23 protein-coding genes, 3 tRNA genes and 2 pseudogenes are annotated in these 22,484 nt (G+C 52.9%); 10 read left to right on the top strand and 18 right to left on the bottom strand.

What is annotated here, in order from left to right; genetic code table 11:
- Positions 1-7: 7 nt before the first annotated feature.
- Together radA and serB are read right to left on the bottom strand one after the other, a co-directional pair.
- Positions 8-1,390, bottom strand: coding sequence for a DNA repair protein RadA (gene radA, locus ABZJ92_RS05680; protein WP_005053736.1), 1,383 nt, complete (start codon positions 1,388-1,390; stop codon positions 8-10).
- 48 nt (positions 1,391-1,438) lie between these two features.
- Entirely contained in the window at positions 1,439-2,407 is a 969-nt protein-coding gene (gene serB / locus ABZJ92_RS05675; RefSeq protein ID WP_001132955.1) for a phosphoserine phosphatase, read from the bottom strand.
- A 105-nt stretch (positions 2,408-2,512) separates the two neighbouring features.
- Here serB and ABZJ92_RS05670 point away from each other — a divergent pair, with 105 nt between their 5' ends.
- The 3 genes and pseudogenes from ABZJ92_RS05670 to ABZJ92_RS05660 all read left to right on the top strand — a co-directional run bounded on the left by ABZJ92_RS05670 (position 2,513) and on the right by ABZJ92_RS05660 (position 4,489).
- The gene (locus tag ABZJ92_RS05670; RefSeq protein ID WP_000124615.1) at positions 2,513-3,157 is read left to right on the top strand and encodes a YtjB family periplasmic protein; all 645 of its coding nucleotides are present in this window, start codon (positions 2,513-2,515) and stop codon (positions 3,155-3,157) included.
- A gap of 27 nt (positions 3,158-3,184) precedes the next feature.
- Positions 3,185-4,194: pseudogene (lplA, locus tag ABZJ92_RS05665) on the top strand (lipoate--protein ligase LplA).
- Between the two features lie 31 nt (positions 4,195-4,225).
- Positions 4,226-4,489 (top strand): helix-turn-helix domain-containing protein, encoded by a 264-nt coding sequence (locus tag ABZJ92_RS05660; RefSeq protein ID WP_000566150.1) that lies wholly within the window; start codon positions 4,226-4,228, stop codon positions 4,487-4,489.
- A gap of 160 nt (positions 4,490-4,649) precedes the next feature.
- Here the strand turns inward: ABZJ92_RS05660 and deoD are convergent, their stop codons facing one another.
- The 4 genes from deoD to deoC all read right to left on the bottom strand — a co-directional run bounded on the left by deoD (position 4,650) and on the right by deoC (position 8,929).
- Positions 4,650-5,369 (bottom strand): purine-nucleoside phosphorylase, encoded by a 720-nt coding sequence (gene deoD / locus ABZJ92_RS05655; protein WP_000224879.1) that lies wholly within the window; start codon positions 5,367-5,369, stop codon positions 4,650-4,652.
- A gap of 56 nt (positions 5,370-5,425) precedes the next feature.
- Positions 5,426-6,649, bottom strand: a complete 1,224-nt coding sequence (gene deoB, locus ABZJ92_RS05650; protein WP_000816471.1) for a phosphopentomutase — start codon at positions 6,647-6,649, stop codon at positions 5,426-5,428.
- Positions 6,650-6,700: 51 nt separating this feature from the next.
- Positions 6,701-8,023 carry a thymidine phosphorylase gene (deoA, locus tag ABZJ92_RS05645; RefSeq protein ID WP_000477815.1) on the bottom strand — a complete coding sequence of 441 codons (1,323 nt, stop codon included), beginning with the start codon at positions 8,021-8,023 and terminating at the stop codon, positions 6,701-6,703.
- Positions 8,024-8,149: 126 nt separating this feature from the next.
- The gene (deoC, locus tag ABZJ92_RS05640; protein ID WP_005053747.1) at positions 8,150-8,929 is read right to left on the bottom strand and encodes a deoxyribose-phosphate aldolase; all 780 of its coding nucleotides are present in this window, start codon (positions 8,927-8,929) and stop codon (positions 8,150-8,152) included.
- A 257-nt stretch (positions 8,930-9,186) separates the two neighbouring features.
- On the opposite strand from deoC, the gene ABZJ92_RS05635 reads away from it, so the two are divergent.
- Both ABZJ92_RS05635 and ABZJ92_RS05630 read left to right on the top strand, forming a co-directional pair.
- Complete coding sequence (locus tag ABZJ92_RS05635; protein WP_001143271.1) at positions 9,187-10,728, top strand: YjjI family glycine radical enzyme; 1,542 nt, start codon at positions 9,187-9,189, stop codon at positions 10,726-10,728.
- Entirely contained in the window at positions 10,700-11,563 is an 864-nt protein-coding gene (locus tag ABZJ92_RS05630; protein WP_001088391.1) for a YjjW family glycine radical enzyme activase, read from the top strand. The genes ABZJ92_RS05635 and ABZJ92_RS05630 overlap by 29 nt, the downstream gene beginning before the upstream one ends.
- Positions 11,564-11,776: 213 nt before the next feature.
- On the opposite strand, the gene ABZJ92_RS05625 is transcribed toward ABZJ92_RS05630, so the two are convergent.
- The 8 genes from ABZJ92_RS05625 to holD form a co-directional block, all read right to left on the bottom strand.
- Complete coding sequence (locus ABZJ92_RS05625; protein WP_000563019.1) at positions 11,777-12,559, bottom strand: metal-dependent hydrolase; 783 nt, start codon at positions 12,557-12,559, stop codon at positions 11,777-11,779.
- Positions 12,556-13,629: a patatin-like phospholipase family protein gene (locus ABZJ92_RS05620; protein ID WP_005053752.1), complete on the bottom strand. Its 1,074-nt coding sequence runs from the start codon at positions 13,627-13,629 to the stop codon at positions 12,556-12,558. Before ABZJ92_RS05620 ends, ABZJ92_RS05625 begins: the two co-directional genes overlap by 4 nt.
- Positions 13,630-13,750: 121 nt before the next feature.
- Positions 13,751-13,912 (bottom strand): DUF1328 domain-containing protein, encoded by a 162-nt coding sequence (locus ABZJ92_RS05615; protein WP_000490275.1) that lies wholly within the window; start codon positions 13,910-13,912, stop codon positions 13,751-13,753.
- A gap of 116 nt (positions 13,913-14,028) precedes the next feature.
- Positions 14,029-14,634: a molecular chaperone OsmY gene (gene osmY / locus ABZJ92_RS05610; RefSeq protein ID WP_001295410.1), complete on the bottom strand. Its 606-nt coding sequence runs from the start codon at positions 14,632-14,634 to the stop codon at positions 14,029-14,031.
- 392 nt (positions 14,635-15,026) lie between these two features.
- On the bottom strand, positions 15,027-16,616 hold the full coding sequence (prfC, locus tag ABZJ92_RS05605) for a peptide chain release factor 3 (RefSeq protein ID WP_000175932.1): 1,590 nt from the start codon (positions 16,614-16,616) through the stop codon (positions 15,027-15,029).
- 90 nt (positions 16,617-16,706) lie between these two features.
- Positions 16,707-17,384 (bottom strand): pyrimidine 5'-nucleotidase, encoded by a 678-nt coding sequence (gene yjjG / locus ABZJ92_RS05600; RefSeq protein ID WP_000870703.1) that lies wholly within the window; start codon positions 17,382-17,384, stop codon positions 16,707-16,709.
- A 14-nt stretch (positions 17,385-17,398) separates the two neighbouring features.
- The gene (rimI, locus tag ABZJ92_RS05595; RefSeq protein WP_001092461.1) at positions 17,399-17,845 is read right to left on the bottom strand and encodes a ribosomal protein S18-alanine N-acetyltransferase; all 447 of its coding nucleotides are present in this window, start codon (positions 17,843-17,845) and stop codon (positions 17,399-17,401) included.
- Positions 17,814-18,227 (bottom strand): DNA polymerase III subunit psi, encoded by a 414-nt coding sequence (gene holD, locus ABZJ92_RS05590; protein WP_000204032.1) that lies wholly within the window; start codon positions 18,225-18,227, stop codon positions 17,814-17,816. Before holD ends, rimI begins: the two co-directional genes overlap by 32 nt.
- A gap of 102 nt (positions 18,228-18,329) precedes the next feature.
- On the opposite strand from holD, the gene rsmC reads away from it, so the two are divergent.
- The 4 genes from rsmC (at position 18,330) to ABZJ92_RS05570 (ending at position 19,960) form a co-directional block, all read left to right on the top strand.
- Positions 18,330-19,361 (top strand): 16S rRNA (guanine(1207)-N(2))-methyltransferase RsmC, encoded by a 1,032-nt coding sequence (gene rsmC, locus ABZJ92_RS05585; protein WP_001272299.1) that lies wholly within the window; start codon positions 18,330-18,332, stop codon positions 19,359-19,361.
- A 276-nt stretch (positions 19,362-19,637) separates the two neighbouring features.
- A tRNA-Leu gene (locus ABZJ92_RS05580) sits at positions 19,638-19,724 on the top strand.
- Positions 19,725-19,752: 28 nt separating this feature from the next.
- Positions 19,753-19,839 (top strand) — tRNA-Leu (locus ABZJ92_RS05575).
- 34 nt (positions 19,840-19,873) lie between these two features.
- A tRNA-Leu gene (locus tag ABZJ92_RS05570) sits at positions 19,874-19,960 on the top strand.
- 38 nt (positions 19,961-19,998) lie between these two features.
- Here the strand turns inward: ABZJ92_RS05570 and ABZJ92_RS05565 are convergent.
- Positions 19,999-20,235, bottom strand: a complete 237-nt coding sequence (locus ABZJ92_RS05565; protein WP_001423769.1) for a DUF1435 domain-containing protein — start codon at positions 20,233-20,235, stop codon at positions 19,999-20,001.
- A gap of 140 nt (positions 20,236-20,375) precedes the next feature.
- On the opposite strand from ABZJ92_RS05565, the gene fhuF reads away from it, so the two are divergent.
- Complete coding sequence (gene fhuF / locus ABZJ92_RS05560) at positions 20,376-21,164, top strand: siderophore-iron reductase FhuF (RefSeq protein ID WP_000331583.1); 789 nt, start codon at positions 20,376-20,378, stop codon at positions 21,162-21,164.
- Positions 21,165-21,201: 37 nt separating this feature from the next.
- Here fhuF and bglJ read toward each other — a convergent pair whose 3' ends face one another.
- From bglJ to ABZJ92_RS05545, 3 genes and pseudogenes are all read right to left on the bottom strand, one after another.
- Positions 21,202-21,879 (bottom strand): DNA-binding transcriptional activator BglJ, encoded by a 678-nt coding sequence (gene bglJ / locus ABZJ92_RS05555; RefSeq protein WP_014532396.1) that lies wholly within the window; start codon positions 21,877-21,879, stop codon positions 21,202-21,204.
- A pseudogene (locus tag ABZJ92_RS05550) lies at positions 21,837-22,406 on the bottom strand (helix-turn-helix domain-containing protein); the annotation flags it as partial. The gene bglJ and the pseudogene ABZJ92_RS05550, both read right to left, overlap by 43 nt.
- A 16-nt stretch (positions 22,407-22,422) precedes the next feature.
- Positions 22,423-22,484 (bottom strand): IS1 family transposase (locus ABZJ92_RS05545; protein WP_071528444.1); only part of this gene is annotated, 62 nt, incomplete at its 5' end.

The raw sequence follows: 22,484 nt of genomic DNA, 5'->3' as shown, positions 1-22,484 counted from the left end.
TCTCTCATTATAAGTCGTCGAACACGCTAAGCGCGTCGGAGAGTTTTTTAACGCCAAAAATCTGCATCCCTTCCGGCGCTTTTTTCGGTACGTTAGCCGCCGGAACAATCGCCCGGCGAAAACCGTGTTTCGCCGCTTCAGAAATCCGCTCCTGGCCACTGGGCACCGGGCGGATCTCCCCTGCCAGCCCGACTTCACCAAACACCACCAGATCCTGTGGCAGCGGTCTGTCACGCAGGCTGGAAACCATCGCCAGCAGTAACGCTAAGTCGGCGCTGGTTTCGGTTACCTTCACGCCGCCGACCACGTTCACAAACACATCCTGATCGGCCATTTGCAGACCACCGTGACGGTGCAAGACAGCCAGCAGGATTGCCAGACGGTTTTGTTCCAGCCCCACTGCCACGCGGCGCGGATTCGCCATTATCGAGTGATCGACCAGCGCCTGAATCTCCACCAGCAACGGACGCGTTCCTTCCCACACCACCATCACGGAGCTGCCGGAGGTCACTTCATCTCCGCGACTTAAGAAAATTGCCGAAGGGTTGCTGACTTCACGCAGCCCCTGTTCGGTCATCGCGAAGACGCCCAGCTCATTCACCGCGCCGAAGCGGTTTTTATGGCTGCGTAAGGTGCGAAAACGGGAGTCGGCATCGCCATCCAGAAGCACCGAACAGTCGATACAGTGTTCCAGCACTTTCGGGCCAGCCAGCGAACCATCTTTGGTTACGTGTCCAACCATGACAATCGCCACACCGCGCGTTTTGGCGAAACGCGTCAGATAAGCCGCCGTTTCACGCACCTGCGCCACGCTACCAGGCGATGATTGTACATCCGCCATATGCATCACCTGGATCGAGTCAATTACCATCAGCTTCGGTTGCTCTTCTTCGGCAATCAGGCAGATCTGCTCGATGCTGGTTTCCGACAACATATTGAGATTGTCAGTCGGCAGGCCAAGGCGATGAGCGCGCATTGCCACCTGTTGCAGCGACTCTTCGCCGGTGACATACAGCGTTTTCATCTGCTGGGCCAGTTTGCACAGCGTTTGCAGCAACAGCGTGGATTTCCCCGCACCAGGGTTACCGCCAATCAGAATGGCACTTCCTGGCACCACGCCGCCTCCTAGTACGCGGTCGAACTCTTTAAATCCGGTGGAAAAACGCGGCAGCTCTTCAAGGCTGATATCGGAGAGTTTCTGGACTTTTGCCACCCCGGCGCTACCGGCATAGCCGCTGAGACGCTCGTTACGCGCCACCGTTGGCGACGCAGCAAGACGCACCTCGGTGATGGTGTTCCAGGCATGACAGGCACTGCACTGCCCCTGCCAGCGCGGATAATCGGCCCCGCATTCATTACAAACAAAGGCGCGTTTTGGAGCTTTTGCCACGGTGTACCTCGTTAATGCTGTGCCGCCCGCAGGATGACGGGCAGGCAATTACTTCTGATTCAGGCTGCCAGAGAGGATGCAGAATACCCCCATCAGGTCAGCGTGACGGATGGTGACTTCCGCCTTTTCATTCACTTTTGGCTTGGCATGGTAGGCAATCCCCAGCCCTGCTGCTTTGATCATCGGCAGGTCATTAGCTCCATCGCCAATCGCCACGGTCTGCGCCAGCGGGATTTCATACTCCTGCGCGAGGCGAGTCAGAGTTTTCGCTTTGTACTGCGCGTCTACGATGTCGCCGATCACATTGCCGGTAAATTTACCGTCCATGATCTCCAGTTCATTGGCTACCACGGCTGTCAGGCGCAGCTTGTCGCGCAGGTATTCAGCAAAGAAAGTAAAGCCGCCGGAGGCAATCGCCACTTTCCAGCCCAGCGTTTCCAGCTTGAGCACCAGCTGCGTTAAGCCTGGCATCAGCGGCAGATTTTCACGCACCTGTTGCAGAATATTGGCGTCAGCGCCTTTCAGCGTCGCCACGCGGCTGCGCAGGCTGGCGGTAAAATCGAGTTCGCCGCGCATCGCCCGTTCGGTTACCTCCGCCACCATCTCGCCCGTTCCGGCCAGCTTGGCAATTTCATCAATACATTCAATCTGGATGGCGGTGGAATCCATGTCCATCACCAGCAAACCCGGCGTGCGCAGGTGCGGGATTTTCCCCAGCGGGGCGACATCCAGCTGCGCTTCGTGGGCCAGGCGTGTAGCCCGTGCGGTGAGTGAACCTGCCAGACGAATCACCTGATAATCTTCCACGCACCAGGCGGCAACAATCACCATCGCCGCACCCAGTTTGCTCTGGTATTGGGTCAGACGCTGTTTATCCAGCCCACGACCATACAGCAGCCAGCCGCTACGACCTGCGTGGTAATCCAGTGGCATCACTTCATCACCACTTAATGAAAGAGGCAGACCCGGCCATAAAGAGACATCTTCAGGCAGGTCGCACCAGGTAATGTTAGGCATTAAGGCTCCTGTAAAATCGTTCGAAGCAGGGAAAATAACGCATGAGGCTACCTTGTATCCATTGCTTCTGGCAACATTAAGTCTCAAATTTTCAAAGGGTGGAAGATGGCTCGCACAAAACTGAAATTCCGGCTACATCGGGCAGTGATTGTCCTGTTCTGTCTTGCCTTGTTAGTGGCACTGATGCAGGGGGCGTCATGGTTTAGTCAAAACCACCAGCGACAGCGTAATCCACAGCTGGAAGAACTGGCCCGCACCCTGGCGCGTCAGGTGACGCTGAACGTTGCACCGCTGATGCGTACCGACTCACCGGATGAAAAACGCATTCAGGCGATCCTCGATCAGTTAACAGATGAAAGCCGTATCCTCGACGCGGGTGTGTATGACGAACAAGGCGATCTTATCGCACGTTCTGGCGAAAGCGTCGAAGTGCGCGATCGGCTGGCGCTCGACGGTAAAAAAGCAGGCGGCTATTTTAACCAGCAGATTGTCGAGCCAATTGCGGGTAAAAACGGACCGCTCGGCTATCTGCGCCTGACACTCGACACCCATACGCTCGCCACCGAAGCCCAACAGGTGGATAACACCACTAACATTTTACGCCTGATGTTGCTGCTCTCACTGGCAATCGGCGTAGTGCTGACCCGCACGCTGCTACAGGGTAAACGCACCCGCTGGCAGCAATCGCCCTTCCTGTTAACCGCCAGCAAACCGGTGCCGGAAGAGGAAGAAAGCGAGAAAAAAGAGTGACCCATTACTACAAGAAAGGAAATCGTTATGTCCACATTACGCCTGCTCATCTCTGACTCTTACGACCCGTGGTTTAACCTGGCGGTGGAAGAGTGTATTTTTCGCCAAATGCCCGCCACGCAGCGCGTTCTGTTTCTCTGGCGCAATGCCGACACGGTAGTAATTGGTCGCGCGCAGAACCCGTGGAAAGAGTGTAATACCCGGCGGATGGAAGAAGATAACGTCCGCCTGGCGCGGCGCAGTGGCGGCGCGGTGTTCCACGATCTCGGCAATACCTGCTTTACCTTTATGGCTGGCAAGCCGGAGTACGATAAAACTATCTCCACGTCGATTGTGCTCAATGCGCTGAACGCGCTCGGCGTCAGCGCCGAAGCGTCCGGACGTAACGATCTGGTGGTGAAAACCGTCGAAGGCGACCGCAAAGTCTCAGGCTCGGCCTATCGCGAAACCAAAGATCGCGGCTTCCACCACGGCACCTTGCTACTCAATGCCGACCTCAGCCGCCTGGCAAACTATCTCAATCCGGATAAAAAGAAACTGGCGGCGAAAGGCATTACTTCAGTGCGTTCCCGCGTGACCAACCTCACCGAGCTGCTGCCGGGGCTCACCATGAGCAGGTTTGCGAGGCCATAACCGAGGCCTTTTTCGCCCATTATGGCGAGCACGTGGAAGCGGAAATCATCTCCCCGGACAAAACGCCAGACTTGCCAAACTTCGCCGAAACCTTTGCCCGTCAGAGTAGCTGAGAGTGGAACTTCGGTCAGGCTCCGGCATTCTCGCATCTGCTGGATGAACGCTTTAGCTGGGGCGGCGTGGAACTGCATTTCGACGTTGAAAAAGGCCATATCACCCGCGCCCAGGTATTTACCGACAGCCTCAACCCCGCGCCGCTGGAAGCCCTCGCCGGGCGACTGCAAGGCTGCCTGTACCGCGCGGATATGCTGCAACAAGAGTGCGAAGCGCTGTTGGTTGACTTCCCGGACCAGGAAAAAGAGCTACGGGAGTTGTCGACGTGGATAGCGGGGGCGGTAAGGTAACTCGCTGATTAAAATATCCAAGGAAGGAAATATGATCGATCTGGAAAACCAGGAACGGGAGATTATCAATTTAATGTTCAGCCAGCGTATTTCCTGGCTAGCCGCCGTGCGTATCAGGCATAAATTATCGCTTGCTGAAGTAAGTAAAATGTTAGGTATCTCGATTAATTCTCTAAAACAGATCGAAAAGACGGAACGGCTTAGCTCAAACATCAAAAGCAAAATGGCAGAAATTTATGGTTGTCCACCAGAGTTGCTGATATGCCCTTCCTGGATGACGGCTGAACATAAATGAATAGATTCGTGAATAGATACTTGAATGTTTTTTATTTTCTATCCATATGAAAAATAATAGTAAATCTATAAATCAGTTGCTATTGATGAATAGATACTAAAAAGCCGGAGCAGTCCCCCACTCCGGCTTAACACGACAATCGCCTTTCAGCGAAACACAATTACTCTTTATCGCCCAGCAGAACGGATTCCAGTGCGATTTTGATCATGTCGTTGAAGGTGGTCTGACGCTCAGCGGCAGTGGTCTGCTCGTGAGTGCGGATGTGGTCAGACACGGTGCAGATGGTCAGGGCTTTCGCGCCAAACTCTGCAGCCACGCCGTAGATACCAGCCGCTTCCATTTCCACGCCGAGGATGCCGTATTTTTCCATCACGTCGAACATTTCGCCGTCCGGAGAGTAGAACAGGTCAGCGGAGAACAGGTTACCCACGCGAGCATCAACGCCCAGTGCTTTAGCTGCATCTACTGCGTTACGCACCATGTCAAAGTCAGCGATAGCGGCAAAGTCATGGTCTTTAAAACGGATGCGGTTAACTTTGGAATCGGTGCAGGCCCCCATACCGATAACGACGTCGCGCAGTTTTACGTGCGGCAGAACTGCGCCACAGGAACCAACGCGGATAATTTTCTTCACGCCGAAATCGGTGATCAGTTCTTTGGTGTAGATGGAGCAGGACGGGATACCCATACCGTGACCCATTACGGAAATTTTGCGGCCTTTGTAAGTACCAGTGAAGCCCAGCATACCGCGAACGTTGTTCACTTCACGGGCATCTTCAAGGAAAGTTTCAGCAATATACTTCGCACGCAGCGGGTCGCCTGGCATCAAAACTACGTCAGCGAAATCGCCCATTTCTGCATTAATGTGTGGGGTAGCCATTGTTTTATCCTTTTTGTGACATAACAAAGGCGGAGTCAACGCTCCGCCCAAATCCATCAGAACATGGCTTTGCCATATTCCATATCAGAAGTACCAAAATATTTTGCCAGAGTCTGGCCGATATCCGCGAAGGTTTCACGGTGACCCAGTGAGCCCGGTTTTACTTTCGGGCCATATACCAGTACCGGAATGTGTTCACGCGTGTGGTCAGTACCGGTCCAGGTCGGATCGCAACCGTGGTCAGCGGTGAGGATCAGGATGTCGTCATCGCGCAGCAGAGACATCAGCTCCGGCAGACGGCGGTCGAACAGTTCCAGACCCGCAGCATAACCGGCGACGTCGCGGCGGTGGCCCCAGGAAGAGTCGAAGTCAACGAAGTTGGTGAAGACGATGGTGTTATCACCCGCTTCTTTCATCTCTTTGATGGTGGCGTCAAACAGCGCGTCCAAGCCAGTCGCTTTCACTTTTTTGGTGATACCGCAGTTGGCGTAGATGTCTGCAATTTTACCGACAGAAACCACCTGGCCGTGTTTTTCATCAACCAGTTTCTGCAGCACGGTCGGTGCTGGCGGCTCAACAGCCAAGTCGTGACGGTTACCGGTACGCTGGAAGTTACCAGCTTTGTCACCGATAAACGGACGAGCGATAACACGACCGATATTGTAGCCGCCGTTGGTCAGCTCTTCACGGGCGATTTCGCACAGTTCGTAGAGTTTATCCAGACCGAAAGTTTCTTCATGGCAGGCAATCTGGAACACGGAGTCAGCGGAGGTATAGAAAATCGGCTTGCCGGTTTTCATGTGCTCTTCGCCCAGTTGATCCAGAATGACCGTACCGGAAGAGTGGCAGTTACCGAGGTAACCCGGCAGATTAGCGCGTTCGACCAGTTTATCCAGCAGCTCTTGCGGGAAGCTGTTTTCGTGATCGGAGAAATATCCCCACTCAAACAGAACCGGGACACCGGCGATTTCCCAGTGACCAGACGGGGTATCTTTACCGGATGACATTTCGTGCGCCCATGCGTACGCGCCGATAACTTCAGCGTTGCCGTCCATTCCCGCCGGAATGAAACCGGTAGAACCTTCGTGTGCTTTCGCCAGCCCCAGACGGGTCAGATTTGGCAGATTGAGCGGCCCTTTACGACCATTATCAGCTTCGCCTTTGGCACAAGCTTCTGCGATATGACCCAGGGTGTCAGCCCCGACGTCACCAAAGCGTTCTGCATCTTCTGTAGCGCCGATGCCGAATGAGTCCAGCACCATAATAAATGCACGTTTCATATGTTCTCCGTACTCAGTGCTTCAAATTTAAATGATCAGATCAGTATACCGTTATTCGCTGATACGGCGATAGACAGTTGGTGTGCTTTCCGGTGCGTTATCGGCAAGTTTAATTGCCGCTTTCACCGCTTTCGCCGCTTCCTGCCAGCTGTTTTCGTCTTTCGCGAGGATAACCGCCAGCGGACGCTGACCGTCTACCTGGTCGCCCAGACGCGCCATATCAGTAAAGCCGACGCTGTAATCGATGGTGTCAGATGCCTGACGACGACCGCCGCCCATTGCAACTACTGCCATCCCCAGCGCGCGGGTATCCATTTCACTGACAAAACCTTCGGTATCAGCATAGACTGCTTTCGTCAGCATCGCTGTCGGCAGATACTTCGCGTAGTTCTCAACGAAGTCGGTCGGGCCTTTTTGTGCCGCTACCATACGACCAAAGACTTCTGCCGCTTTACCGTTGTCCAGCACCGCCTGCAATTTCGCGCGCGCTTCGGCGTCATCTTTCGCCAGTTTGCCGGAGATCAACATCTCCACGCACAGCGCCATCGTGACATCAAACAGACGCGGGTTACGATACTCACCCGTCAGGAACTGCACCGCTTCACGAACTTCAACCGCGTTACCTGCACTGGAGGCCAGTACCTGATTCATGTCGGTGAGCAGCGCGGTGGTGCGCACGCCAGCGCCGTTAGCCACGCCAACAATCGCTTCGGCAAGGGCTTCAGAGAGTTCGTAGGTCGGCATAAACGCGCCGCTACCCACTTTCACGTCCATCACCAGCGCGTCCAGACCTTCCGCCAGTTTCTTCGCCAGGATCGAGGCAGTGATCAGCGGGATGGAGTCCACGGTTGCGGTAATATCACGGGTCGCGTAGAAACGTTTATCAGCCGGAGCCAGTGAACTGGTCTGACCGATAATCGCCACGCCGACGTCTTTAATAATTTCGCGGAAACGGTTGTCATCCGGGAAAATGTCGAAGCCAGGGATGGATTCCAGTTTGTCGAGCGTACCGCCAGTATGACCGAGGCCGCGACCGGAGATCATCGGAATATAGCCGCCGCAGGCTGCGACCATCGGCCCCAACATCAGCGAAGTGACATCGCCGACGCCGCCGGTCGAGTGTTTATCAACAATCGGGCCATTCAGATGCAGGCTTTTCCAGTCGAGAACGGTTCCTGAATCTCGCATCGCCATGGTCAGCGAGACACGCTCAGGCATTGTCATATCGTGGAAGAAAATGGTCATCGCGAGGGCGGCAATCTGCCCTTCGGAAATAGTGTTGTCGCGAATACCGTTGATAAAGAAACGAATTTCTTCATCGCTCAGCGCATGACCATCACGTTTTTTACGAATAATTTCTTGTGCGAGAAACAAGGTAACCTCCCGAGGAAAAGAGTATGAGGCGGCTTTTGCCGGATGCGTCTACGCCTTATCCGGCCTACGGGTAGATACGTCTCGTAGGCCTGATAAGCGCAGCGCATCAGGCGTAAAGCATCTTACTTAGTAGCTGCTGGCGCTCTTACCGTCGCCGTGGCCCAGCGCTTTCAGCAGGCTTGCCAGCAGGCTGGAAGCACCAAAGCGGTAGTGACGCGCATCAGCCCAGTCAGCACCGAACAGTTCATCTGCGATGGCGAGATATTTCTGCGCATCTTCCGCAGTACGCACGCCGCCCGCCGGTTTGAAACCAACGGTTTTTTCTACGCCCATATCACGGATCACTTCCATCATGATGCGAGCGCTTTCCGGCGTCGCGTTCACAGCCACTTTACCGGTAGAGGTTTTGATGAAGTCCGCACCCGCTTTGATGGAGATTTCAGACGCTTTACGGATCAGCGCTTCGTCTTTCAGTTCGCCGGTTTCGATGATCACTTTCAGCAGTACATTCGCTGCCGCGCAAGCCTCTTTACAGGCTTTCACCAGGTCAAAACCAACCTGCTCGTCACCCGCCATCAGCGCGCGGTACGGGAACACCACGTCAACTTCATCAGCACCGTAGGCGATTGCCGCACGGGTTTCTGCCAGCGCGATTTCGATGTCGTCGTTACCGTGTGGGAAGTTGGTTACCGTAGCGATACGGATTTCCGGGGTGCCCTGCTCTTTCAGAGTTTTGCGAGCAATCGGGATAAAACGAGGATAGATACAGATAGCGGCGGTATTGCCGACCGGAGTTTTGGCCTGATGACACAGAGCAATTACTTTCTCGTCGGTGTCGTCGTCATTCAGGGTGGTCAGGTCCATCAATTTCAGTGCACGCAGGCTGCTTGCTTTCAGATCAGTCATTTCATTCTCCTGGCTTGTCGCCAATAAAATTCACCTTGCGAGTTTGTTAGTATTCTAACATCTACTCCGCAACACACTTCGATACACATCACAATTAAGGAAATCTACTTACAAGTTTGCATCACTGTAATGCGATCTGGTTCAAATAATTCACTTTCAAATGAATGCGTCAGTGGTGGCAAACGCATCAGGATCAAAGTGAACATCACGAAACTTCTTACAATGGCGCATCACCTTCGGCATAAAAGGAAAAGAAGATGCCCACTTCTCATGAAAATGCACTGCAACAACGTTGCCAGCAAATTGTCACCAGCCCAGTGCTTAGCCCGGAGCAGAAGCGCCATTTTCTGGCACTGGAAGCAGAAAACAATCTGCCTTACCCACAGCTTCCTGCCGAAGCCCGCCGCGCGCTGGATGAAGGTGTAATCTGCGATATGTTTGAAGGTCATGCGCCGTACAAACCGCGCTATGTCTTACCCGATTACGCTCGTTTTCTGGCGAACGGTTCCGAATGGCTGGAGCTGGAAGGCGCGAAAGATCTTGATGACGCACTCTCTCTGCTGACCATTCTTTACCACCACGTACCGTCGGTCACATCGATGCCGGTCTACCTGGGGCAACTGGATGCGTTGTTGCAACCGTATGTTAGAATTCTAACACAAAACGAGATCGATGTTCGAATAAAACGTTTCTGGCGTTACCTCGACAGAACCCTGCCAGATGCCTTTATGCACGCCAATATCGGCCCGTCTGATTCGCCCATTACCCGCGCGATCTTACGTGCAGACGCGCAGGTTTCACCGAACCTGACCTTTATCTACGATCCTGAAATCACCCCTGATGACCTGCTGCTGGAAGTGGCGAAGAACATCTGTGAATGTAGCAAACCGCACATCGCCAACGGTCCGGTGCATGATAAAATTTTCACAAAAGGGGGCTACGGGATTGTGAGCTGTTACAACTCACTGCCGCTGGCGGGTGGTGGCAGCACGCTGGTACGCCTTAACCTGAAAGCCATTGCCGAGCGCAGCGAATCGCTGGATGACTTCTTTACGCGCACTCTACCGCACTACTGCCAGCAGCAGATCGCCATCATCGATGCGCGGTGTGAATTCCTCTATCAACAATCACACTTCTTTGAGAATAGCTTCCTGGTGAAAGAAGGGCTGATTAACCCTGAACGTTTTGTGCCAATGTTTGGCATGTATGGGCTGGCGGAAGCGGTTAACTTGCTGTGTGAGAAAGAAGGGATTGCCGCGCGCTACGGTAAAGAAGCCGCCGCAAATGAAGTGGGTTATCGCATCAGCGCGCAACTGGCGGAGTTTGTCGCCAATACCCCCGTGAAATATGGCTGGCAAAAACGCGCCATGTTACACGCACAGTCGGGGATCAGTTCCGATATCGGCACCACGCCGGGCGCGCGTTTGCCGTATGGCGATGAGCCAGATCCGATCACCCATCTGCAAACTGTCGCCCCGCATCATGCTTATTATTATTCCGGCATCAGCGACATTCTGACGCTCGACGAAACCATCAAACGTAACCCGCAGGCACTGGTACAGCTTTGCCTCGGTGCCTTTAAAGCCGGAATGCGTGAATTTACCGCCAATGTCAGCGGTAACGATCTGGTTCGCGTTACCGGTTATATGGTGCGTTTGTCGGATTTAGAAAAATATCGCGCCGAAGGTTCACGCACCAACACCACCTGGCTGGGCGAAGAAGCCGCACGCAACACTCGTATTCTGGAACGCCAGCCGCGCGTGATAAGCCATGAACAGCAGATGCGCTTTAGTCAGTAAGATTATCCCCTTCTCCTGCGTTGACGGGCCAGGCAGTCGTCTGGCTCTGTTTTTGCAGGGCTGCAATCTGCGCTGCAAAAACTGTCACAATCCGTGGACGATGGGACGTTGCAATGACTGTGGGGAGTGCGTGCCACAGTGTCCGCATCAGGCGTTGCAGATTGTTGACGGCAAAGTGGTGTGGAACGCTGTGGTCTGCGAGCAATGTGATACCTGCCTGAAGATGTGTCCGCAACATGCCACACCAATGGCGCAATCCATGAGCGTGGACGAAGTGCTTAGCCATGTGCGCAAAGCGGTGCTGTTTATTGAAGGGATAACGGTAAGCGGCGGCGAAGCCACGACCCAACTGCCGTTTGTAGTGGCGCTGTTTACTGCTATCAAAAACGATCCGCAACTGCGCCATCTCACCTGTCTGGTGGACAGTAACGGTATGTTGAGCGAAACCGGCTGGGAAAAATTACTCCCGGTGTGTGACGGCGCAATGCTCGATCTCAAAGCATGGGGTAGCGAATGTCATCAACAATTAACCGGACGCGATAATCAACAGATTAAGCGCAGCATCTATTTGCTGGCAGAGCGCGGCAAGCTGGCGGAACTGCGTTTGCTGATGATCCCAGGCCAGGTGGATTATTTGCAACACATCGAAGAACTGGCGGCGTTTATCAAGGGACTTGGTGATGTTCCGGTTCGCCTGAACGCGTTTCATGCCCACGGCGTGTATGGCGAGGCGCAAAGCTGGGCGAGCGCCACGCCGGAAGACGTTGAGCCGTTGGCTGATGCATTAAAGGTGCGCGGGGTGAGCCGGTTGATATTTCCGGCGCTCTATTTGTGACATGCCGGATACGGCCTACGGTTCGGCACAGACTTGTAGGCCTGATAAGACGCGTCAAGCGTCGCATCAGGCATTGTGCGCCAACTGCCGGATGCGGCGTGAACGCCTTATCCGGCCTACGGTTCGGCACAAACCTGTAGGCATGATAAGACGCGTTAAGCGTCGCATCAGGCATTATGCGCCGACTGCCGGATGCTGCCTACGAAGGGCAAACTACCCACGAACGTTAAACACCGCATACGTGTTATTAAGCAACACTTCGGCAATCTCATCCGCGGGTTCCGGGCGTAACTCGCAAAGCACGGCAAACACACGGGCAGCCTGTTCCGGGCGGTTAGGCTGCCCCTGAAAACCGTTGAGCGGCATATCCGGCGCATCGGTTTCCAGCAACAACGATGCCAGCGGTAATTTTGCGATGACATCGCGGGTTTTACTGGCGCGTGGATAGGTGATAGTACCGCCTACGCCGATTTTGTAGCCCAGCTGTACAAACCGTTCAGCCTGTTGCTGGCTGCCAGAAAATCCGTGGACAACACCAGCACGCGGCAAATCGTGGCGTTTAAGATGCATCGCCAGTTTGTCGTGCGTGCGCCGTGAATGCAGGATCACCGGCAGATCGTAGCGTTTCGCCAGTTTCAGTTGTTCGTCGAGTAACCACTGCTGCCTCTCAAATTGCGGATCGTCGCCGAAGAGATCCAGACCGATCTCCCCCACCGCCACCACCTTCGCCGGACGCCTTTCCAGCGCCTGCTGTAGCTGCTCAAGAGACACATCGCTATGTTTTTCCAACATACCAGGATGCAAGCCCAATACGGCATACAGCGGTTGATAATTTTCCGCTAACGCCTGCACACGGGCAAAATTTTCCGCCTCTGTCGCCGGAACAATGATCTTGCCTACGCCCGCTTGTGCCGCGCGTTGCAGGCTGGCCTCTTCATCGCCAATAAAAGGCGGGAAATCAAAATGGCAGTGAGTGTCGATAAAACGGCAAATCAAGCCAGATCCTCATTGTTAAATGTCGGGTCGTTCGCCTGCGGAGCGTCGCTCACTTCGGCAACCAGCGTATCGTTGGCGACTGGCGCAGGCGGAATGACAATCGATTCCGGCGTCACCACTGGCACCAGATGGCGGGTAAGCGGCGCTTTTTCAGTTAATAGCTTGCCAACCGTGGCGAGGAAATAACGACCGCATAAACGCCCAAGTTTATAGTCTTCACGCAGCGCCGGAATCCGACTGCCAAGCGCGATACTATGTAATGGCTTCGGCGGATAAATTTCGGATATCCGCAGCTTGCCCGGTGGTTTCTCAATAAATTGCTGAATGTCACGATAGCTGGTTTCATGATGCTGCACCAGATTGACCAGCGGCTGCAGGCTACTGTCACCCAGCCAGCGTTCCATGCGTTTGAACCACTGCGGCGTGTAGTACATTTGTGACGGCACAGTGCGGATGACGACCAACGTTTTAGCGCCCTGCCTTGCCGCCTCTTTAACCGGAATCGCATCACTGATCCCGCCATCCAGGTAGTTAATGCCTTCCAGCGACACTCCGCTACGATAAAAGCCAGGTATCGCACTGGAGGCGCGAATCACATCCAGCCAGTTTTGTTTGGTTGGTAAAAAGTAATTCGGCGCGTAGTCATCCTGACGACAGGCGCACATATAAAACGATTTGCCGCTGTCAAACAACCGCGCGGCGGTATCCATTTGCAACGGCATCTGGCTTGCGGTGGCCTCCACCAGCCAGTCGAGATCGATAAGATTTCCTCCACGGACAAAGCGCAATGGATCGAAAAATTCGCGTTTTGTGGTATAGCGCATGATGACTTTGCGCGCGTAACCGGGCTGATTGCAGATAAACGCCGAGAGGTTCTGCGCCCCGGCAGATGTGCCGAGATAAAGATCGAAAGGATTAAACTGCGCGCGCATAAACTCATCCAGCACGCCAGCCGTGAAAATTCCACGCTGTCCGCCGCCTTCGCACACCAGAGCTATTCGTCCAGGCTGGAACGGCCTTAGCGACAACGGCGCAATATTACCAAGCGTTACAGGTATTCGCTGCCCCACTTCTGCCTTCCTGTTTTTGTTGTGAAAGAAAGACAAAGTAACGCAATTTATTATTCGCTAAAACCGCAAAAGCCAGTCCGCTGGACTGGCTTTGGATAAAATTTTCTTAATGGTCTGAAATCTAGGGTCGTTTTCGGCCCATGAACAAACTCACTAGGAACAGAATAATCCCGACGACAAAGACAATTTTAGCTGCGCCTGCAGCGGTACCGGCCAGACCACCAAACCCAAGTGCGGCGGCGATTAACGCGATAACCAGAAATATGATGCCCCAACGAAACATAAGCGTCTCCTTTACCATAGTTAATGTCACCGCTTGATATGAGCGTGAAAATCACTCAATGCGATATTTTTAGTGTGGTGCACATCGCGCCTCCCGACAAAGTTCGGGAGGACGAATTACTTAGTTTTCAGATCATTTTTAACGCTTTTCACACCATCTACCGCTTTGGCGATACTTTCAGCACGGTCACTTTGTGCCTGAGAATCTACGGTACCGGAGAGCTGAACCACGCCATCGGTGGTTTCAACTTTCACTTTACGTGAAGGGACGATATCGTCCGCCAGCAGTTTGGCTTTGATTTCACTGGTGGTGGCGGTGTCACCCGCGTAGCCCTTCACCGAGCCTTCTTTAGCGTCGCGAACGTGCAGTTTGTCGCTGACAGAGGTCACGCCTTCAACGCCTTTCGCCACTTTCACTGCCTCTTCGGCCTGGGCCTGACTTTCAACGAAACCGCTCAGGGTCACGACTTTTTGATCGGTTTTGACAGAGATATCGGTGCTCTTGATGTTGTCATGATCCACCAGCGCCGCCTTCACTTTCGCGGTGATGGCGCTGTCATCCATGAAATTACCGACTTTATTCATAGAGCTATCGACTTTTTGCCCTGCGCTTTCATTGGTAGTCTGCGCGTTGTTTTCCGCGTAGGCAGAGCCGGTCGCGACGGCAGAGGTCAACATTACAGCCAGCAGAGTTTTCGAAATCTTCAGTCTTGTCATAGTCATCGATTTATTCCTGTATGTTTGCTCGTAATTTGAGCCTAGCAACACGAGGTTGCATTGCTGAATAGGGAGAGACTTCACCCTCTACAGAAGTCAATGGTCGCCATCACAAAAGCGATGGGTGATGAATAACGACCATTACAGCCTCTGAATCAGTTATTAATATCGGTAGAATGACAATCGACGGCTTTAGATACTAATATCTACGCATTGAACGGTATTTAACGCCATCAGAAATGTCATCACTTTGTTAAATATAGATCACAATTTTGAAACCGCTCGGGATATCAGCGAAAACATAAGCAAAAGTGAATGTTTTAAGAACATTCCGTAAGCGGCTAATAAGGAAGGGAAATTGACAGGGCGCAGCGGCTACCGCGCCCTGGAGGCAAGAATTAATGCTCGCGGGTCTGGTGGAACTGAACGTCCGGATAACGTTCCTGTGCCAGGCGCAGGTTGACCATGCTGGTAGCGATGTAAGCGAGGTTATCGCCGCCATCAAGCGCCAGTTGGCTTTCGTTCTTACGCTTGAACTCTTCGAATTTCTTCGCGTCTGCACATTCTACCCAGCGGGCAGTGGCAACGTTGACTGACTCATACACTGCTTCAACGTTGTATTCGCTCTTCAGGCGCGCTACCACCACATCAAACTGCAGCACACCAACCGCACCAACGATCAGATCGTTGTTGGAGATTGGACGGAACACCTGCACCGCGCCCTCTTCGGAAAGCTGTACCAGCCCTTTGAGCAGCTGTTTTTGCTTCAGCGGATCTTTCAGGCGGATACGACGGAACAGTTCTGGTGCGAAGTTCGGAATACCGGTGAACTTCATCATCTCACCCTGGGTAAAGGTGTCGCCGATCTGAATGGTGCCGTGGTTGTGCAGGCCGAGGATATCGCCCGGATACGCTTCTTCAACGTGCGAACGGTCACCCGCCATAAAGGTCAGCGCGTCGGAGATCACCACATCTTTCGCAGTGCGCACCTGGCGCAGTTTCATGCCTTTTTCATATTTACCGGACACCACACGCATAAACGCCACGCGGTCGCGGTGTTTCGGATCCATGTTGGCCTGAATTTTAAATACGAAGCCGGTAAATTTATCTTCGCTCGCTTCTACGGTACGGGTATCGGTCTGACGCGGCATCGGCGCAGGCGCCCACTCCACCAGGCCATTCAGCATATGATCAACGCCGAAGTTACCCAGCGCAGTACCGAAGAATACCGGAGTGATTTCGCCCGCAAGGAACAGCTCTTTGTCGAACTCGTTAGACGCGCCTTTAACCAGTTCCAGTTCGTCACGCAGCTGCTGTGCCAGATCTTCACCAACCGCAGCATCGAGATCCGGGTTATTCAGCCCTTTAACAATGCGGACTTCCTGAATGGTGTGCCCTTTACCGCTCTGATAGAGATAGGTTTCATCTTTATAAAGGTGGTAAACGCCTTTAAACAGCTTGCCGCAGCCAATTGGCCAAGTGATCGGTGCGCAGCCAATTTTCAGCTCGTTCTCAACTTCATCGAGCAGTTCCATCGGGTCGCGGATATCACGGTCAAGTTTGTTCATAAAGGTGAGGATCGGCGTGTCGCGCAGACGGGTAACTTCCATCAGCTTACGGGTACGATCTTCAACACCTTTTGCGGCGTCGATAACCATCAGGCAGCAGTCCACCGCCGTCAGGGTACGATAGGTATCTTCCGAGAAGTCTTCGTGCCCCGGGGTGTCGAGCAGGTTAACCAGGCAATCGTGATACGGAAACTGCATCACAGACGTAGTAATGGAGATCCCACGCTGCTTTTCCATCTCCATCCAGTCCGACTTAGCGTGCTGGTTGGAACCACGGCCTTTTACTGTACCGGCGGTCTGAATGGCCTGTCCGAACAGCAGCACCTTCTCGGTGATGGTAGTTTTACCGGCGTCCGGGTGAGAAATAATGGCAAAAGTGCGGCGCTTCGCCACCTCTTTCAAATAAGGAGACAACGTCATAATTCTTTCTTCTTGAGTAAGCGGCATCGCGCCGCGCTTGTTGAAAACGAAAAATTGCGGCTATTTTACCCATCAACGGGGGGGAGGCAATCAGTGTTTACACAGGAGCTGCTCCAGTTCGTGCAACGAAGAAACGGTCCAGGTGGGCGCGATGCCTTCTGGTTGCTCGCGATTGTGCGCATTCAGCCAGCAGGTCGCAAGCCCGGCGTTGATGCCACCGAGAATATCGGACTCGGCAGTGTCGCCAACCATCAGCACGCGTGAACGGTCAGGATTGCCCGCCTGTTCCAGCGCATAATCGAAAATTTTCTTATTCGGTTTGGCAACGCCAACTTCTTCGGAAATCACCAGCAAATCGAAGTAATCACGCAGGCCCGTCCGTTCCAGACGCACTTGCTGCAAGGCGCTAAAACCGTTGGTGATGATGCCGATTTTAGCGTTGCTACGAATGGCGTTAAGCAGAGAAACCGCGCCCGGCAACGGCGTACAGATTTCCGCCATCGCATTAATAAAGGCATCGTTAAGCAAGCCTGCTTCAACTTTCAGCCGTTCGGCCCAGCTCTCGAAACGCCCGTGCTGAAGCTGTAATGAAGTGATCGCGCCGTTTTGATAATCCACCCACAGTGGCTTGTTAACGGCCTGATAGTCCTGAAAATCTTCAGCGGTAAAGGTGACGCTGTAATCAAGAAACATCCGCTGCAGGCCGGTGAATGAGTCAAAGGTAAACAGCGTTTCATCGGCATCAAAGAAAATCCAGTCCCACTTCATTATTCCACCTTGTCTTACATACTGATTGGCAACGCCATGATGATGGCGTCTTCGCGACCGTCCGTGGTGGGGTAGTAATTGCGGCGAATCGTCGCCTCGTTAAAGCCTAAACTTTCGTACAGGGCAATGGCGGCAGCATTTGAGGCACGGACTTCCAGCCATAGTGTCGCCACGCCGCGTTTTTCCAGTTCGTCGATCAGATGTTCCAGCAGCGCCCTACCCAGCCCCTGACGCTGATAGTCGGGATCGACCGCAATATTGAACAATGTAGCTTCATCCAGCACCACTTGCGTAATCGCAAACGCCGCCATTTTGCCGTTTTGCGTTAACTGAAAGTTGAGATAACGCTCGCCCTGGTTGCTGGCAAAGGTTTTTTCACTCCACGGAAAGGCGTGGGCGCGTTGTTCAATGTGGTAAGCCGCTGGTAAATCAGTCGTTTCGAGGGAAGAAATCGTGTTCATATGTGCAAATTTGTTGCCATAACGCGGCGCGTGCCGTTGGGTTTGCCCGTAATTCGGTGAGCGCCGGTGATGCCACCTGAGCGCCTTCCAATGATAGCGGTTCGTCAGTACCCAACCGCCAGCTGTTGCAGCGACTGCCTTGCGGCAGCATCGCGATTTTTTCTGGCGTCAGTTGCAGCACTTGATCGGGGCTGACGGTTAATGCGCGCAGAACATCGCTCACTAAAGGATCAGTCAGGGCGGGAAGATCGTTTGCCACCATCACCAGACGGACGTGTGCCGGGCTCGCAATGGCAATCTCCCCCTGCAACGCGCCAGGGCGACGCAGCGACCACTGGGTAATGCCCAGTTGCTGTAACTGCCAGTCTCGTCGGGATGTCATAGCGAATCGCTCCTGTTGTCAGGGGCGCAAATATAGCAAATTCGTCGATACCGCGCCAACATATGGCTATAATCGCCGCCAGTATCAATTGAGGAGCATTCCATGTCTGCATTTACCCCGGCAAGTGAAGTCTTGCTGCGTCACAGTGATGATTTCGAACAAAGCCGTATTCTGTTTGCCGGAGACTTACAGGATGACCTGCCCGCGCGTTTAGATACCGCGGCCAGCCGTGCTCATACCCAGCAATTCCACCATTGGCAGGTGTTAAGCTGCCAGATGGGGGATAACGCCCGTTTTAGTCTGGTCGCCACGGCGAATGATGTCGCAGATTGCGATACGCTGATTTACTACTGGCCGAAGAACAAACCGGAAGCCCAGTTCCAGTTGATGAATTTACTTTCTCTGCTGCCAGTGGGGACAGATATTTTTGTCGTTGGCGAGAACCGCAGCGGCGTGCGCAGCGCTGAGCAGATGCTGGCAGATTATGCGCCGTTGAATAAAGTCGACAGCGCTCGTCGCTGTGGCCTCTATTTTGGTCGTCTGGAAAAACAGCCAGTATTTGATGCGGATAAATTCTGGGGCGAATACAGCGTCGATGGCCTGACGGTCAAAACGCTGCCTGGCGTGTTTAGCCGCGACGGTCTGGATGTCGGTAGCCAGTTGCTGCTCTCGACGTTAACTCCGCACACGAAAGGTAAAGTGCTGGATGTCGGCTGTGGCGCGGGTGTACTTTCAGTTGCCTTTGCGCGCCATTCGCCGAAAATTCGTCTCACCTTGTGCGATGTCTCTGCCCCGGCGGTAGAAGCCAGCCGCGCAACACTTGCAGCCAACGGTGTTGAAGGTGAAGTCTTTGCCAGCAACGTCTTTTCCGAGGTGAAAGGTTGTTTTGATATGATCATCTCCAACCCGCCGTTCCACGATGGGATGCAAACCAGCCTGGATGCGGCGCAAACGCTGATTCGTGGCGCGGTGCGTCATCTTAATAGCGGCGGCGAGCTGCGAATTGTAGCGAACGCCTTCCTGCCTTACCCGGACGTGCTGGATGAGACATTTGGCTTCCATGAAGTTATCGCGCAAACCGGGCGCTTCAAGGTATATCGCGCCATTATGACCCGCCAGGCGAAGAAAGGTTGAGTATCTGATATCTGTCGCCGCATACCGTGTCGGATGCGGCGTGAACGCCTTATCCGACCTACAAAACCTGCACGTTAGCCCTTCGTAGGCCAGATAAGACGCGCCAGCGTCGCATCTGGCATCTGCCCCCGCATGCCTACCAAACCTGCACGCTAGTTTCCTGATGGACATTTTTCCAGCAATTACACATCAGGCGATAATTAACTATTGACGAAAAGCTGAAAACCACTAGAATGCGCCTCCGTGGTAGCAATTCTTTTTAAGAATTGATGGTATGCGAAGGTGGCGGAATTGGTAGACGCGCTAGCTTCAGGTGTTAGTGTCCTTACGGACGTGGGGGTTCAAGTCCCCCCCCTCGCACCAAAAATCACGTTGATATTGCTCGCACTGGGCGAAGGTGGCGGAATTGGTAGACGCGCTAGCTTCAGGTGTTAGTGTTCTTACGGACGTGGGGGTTCAAGTCCCCCCCCTCGCACCAAACGAGGCGATATCAAAAAAAGTAAGATGACTGTGCGAAGGTGGCGGAATTGGTAGACGCGCTAGCTTCAGGTGTTAGTGTCCTTACGGACGTGGGGGTTCAAGTCCCCCCCCTCGCACCAATTATCTTTACTTCCTTTCTTGTTTCTTCCCTGTTTTGTCATCCCTGATTCAAATTCATTATCATCAGCATGATGCCAGCAATAAGCGCCAGGCACGATGGTAGCAAAATGTAATGCCGCAACTGTTTGTGATACAGCATCACCGGCGTCAATACTAATCCCATCAGAATGACAATCCGCCACTGATCCGGCGATAAATCCGCATACATCAGCCCTGCAATCAGCAATCCCGGCAGCAACACTCCCCAGCCACTGCCCAGCGTACGTTGCAACATGGTTTCATCTCTTTCATTGATAATGAAAACCAATATCATATGATAATTTTTATCATTTGCAAGCCAGAGAAATCCCTTGCTATCGAGTAAACCTATCGCTAGGATTAGCAATCATTATCATTTAGATTACTATCACGATTATGGCCTATCGTTCCGCACCGCTCTATGAAGATGTCATCTGGCGAACGCATCTCCAGCCGCAGGATGCTGGGCTTGCACAAGCCGTACGGGCGATGATCGCCAAACATCGTGAACATTTGCTGGAGTTTATCCGCCTGGATGAACCCGCTCCGCTTAACGCCATGACGCTGGCGCAATGGTCATCACCGAATGCGCTAAGTTCTCTACTGGCGGTCTATTCCGATCATATCTATCGCAACCAACCAACGATGATCCGCGAGAACAAACCGCTGATCTCACTATGGGCACAATGGTATATCGGCCTGATGGTGCCACCATTAATGCTGGCGCTACTGACGCAGGAAAAAGCATTAGATGTGTCGCCGGAACATTTCCATGCTGAGTTTCACGAAACCGGACGCGTCGCCTGTTTCTGGGTCGATGTGTGTGAAGATAAAAACGCAACACCACATTCGCCGCAGCAGCGAATGGAAACGTTAATCAGCCAGGCGCTGGTTCCGGTTGTGCAAGCACTAGAAGCGACCGGAGAGATCAACGGCAAACTTATCTGGAGTAATACCGGTTATTTGATCAACTGGTATCTCACTGAGATGAAGCAACTGCTCGGCGAGGCTACTGTTGAATCGCTGCGCCATGCCCTCTTTTTTGAGAAAACGCTCACGAACGGTGAAGATAATCCACTCTGGCGTACCGTGGTACTGCGCGACGGCCTGCTGGTGCGCCGCACTTGCTGCCAGCGTTATCGCTTACCGGATGTGCAGCAATGTGGCTATTGTACGCTGAAATGAAAGCACTGCCGGGGAAGTAAACCCGGCATCATGCGGATTAATAGGGATGCAACACATTACTTGCTTCGCAATGCCGCATACATAACAGAATATCTTCGGCCTCCAACAACCCTGCATCAGAACTGACGCCCAGTTTCGACATCACATTAAATTTATGCGCTCGGATCGTTTTGATATTACGTTTAAGCTGCTCGGCAATTTGTGTCATTGAGTAGCCACGCGACATAAAGCGCAATATTTCTCTCTCCGTCGGGCTTAACGTCCGGCTTTGGTTAATGTACCACTGATTGTTCAGTCGGTCGGTCGCCTGACGTACACCATTTAATGACAAAAAGAGTTCCTGATGAAAAATCTCCAGCGTTGACGCTTTACTTAATACACCGTCCAGCGGTGATGGCGACAATGAACCAATCAGCCGAGCTTCAATATCATCATCCACAATAACTAAACGCCGGGTACGCGGAAACTTAATCGCCAGCTCAGTCAGGCAAGATAATCCCTCTCTGCGCTCACTTCTCATGGCAGAAAAAGAAAAAATGACCGCCGCAAACGAGATCCGCGACATGGCATCCTGAAATGACTCCTGACTGGTATAGGTATGGAGCTTATAAGGGTTGCCCGCAAACTTTCTGAATAAACTCTCAATACCGATACTACTCATGACGCATTTTTCTATGAGTGCGACATTTCTCTTCTTAATTCGGCTGTGTTCCATTCTGCGGCATCTCCATAAACAGAAGGCAAGTTAAGTTCTCTTGCACCCTGCGCGCTATTTATCCATGCATACATTTCAGCGTTGCTGTGAATTGCCAGTCGACGCATCGCACTGTTTTTTTGGGCGCTGATAGTTTTATTACTTTTCTTAAGCAATGAAGCTATCTGGTTGATGCCCCATCCTTTACCTAATAGCCGCAGTACCTTGCGCTCTGAAAGAGTGAGAATGACGGAGCGATAGCTAAAATCATGAGTTTCAGTCATTGCCGGAGAGGTCAGCATGGCGCTGATACGCTCTGCGTGCGTATTGCCGGAACGTACGGTCTTGACCAGATTCTCAATGGGTTCAACATCAGACAATAACGTCGCCGTAGGGCACATGAGCAGTTCTACAGCCTGGGAATACCAGGAGCGTGACACCATGAAAACCCAGTGAATTTCCCGATATTGTGAGATTAAAGAATAATAATGTTCACAAACAGAACGTGGATCTTCACTTTCACCGGCTAAATCAGCAATGACTAATCCGGGTAATGACTCCAACTTACTGATAGTGTTTTATGTTCAGATAATGCCCGATGACCTTGTCATGCAGCTCCACCGATT

It is taken from the genome of Shigella sp. FJ200513 (assembly GCF_040495915.1).
In the GTDB taxonomy this organism is placed as follows: Bacteria; Pseudomonadota; Gammaproteobacteria; order Enterobacterales; family Enterobacteriaceae; genus ECMA0423.
Note: the sequence above shows the minus strand (reverse complement) of the source record. Positions and strands in the feature narration are given on the sequence as shown.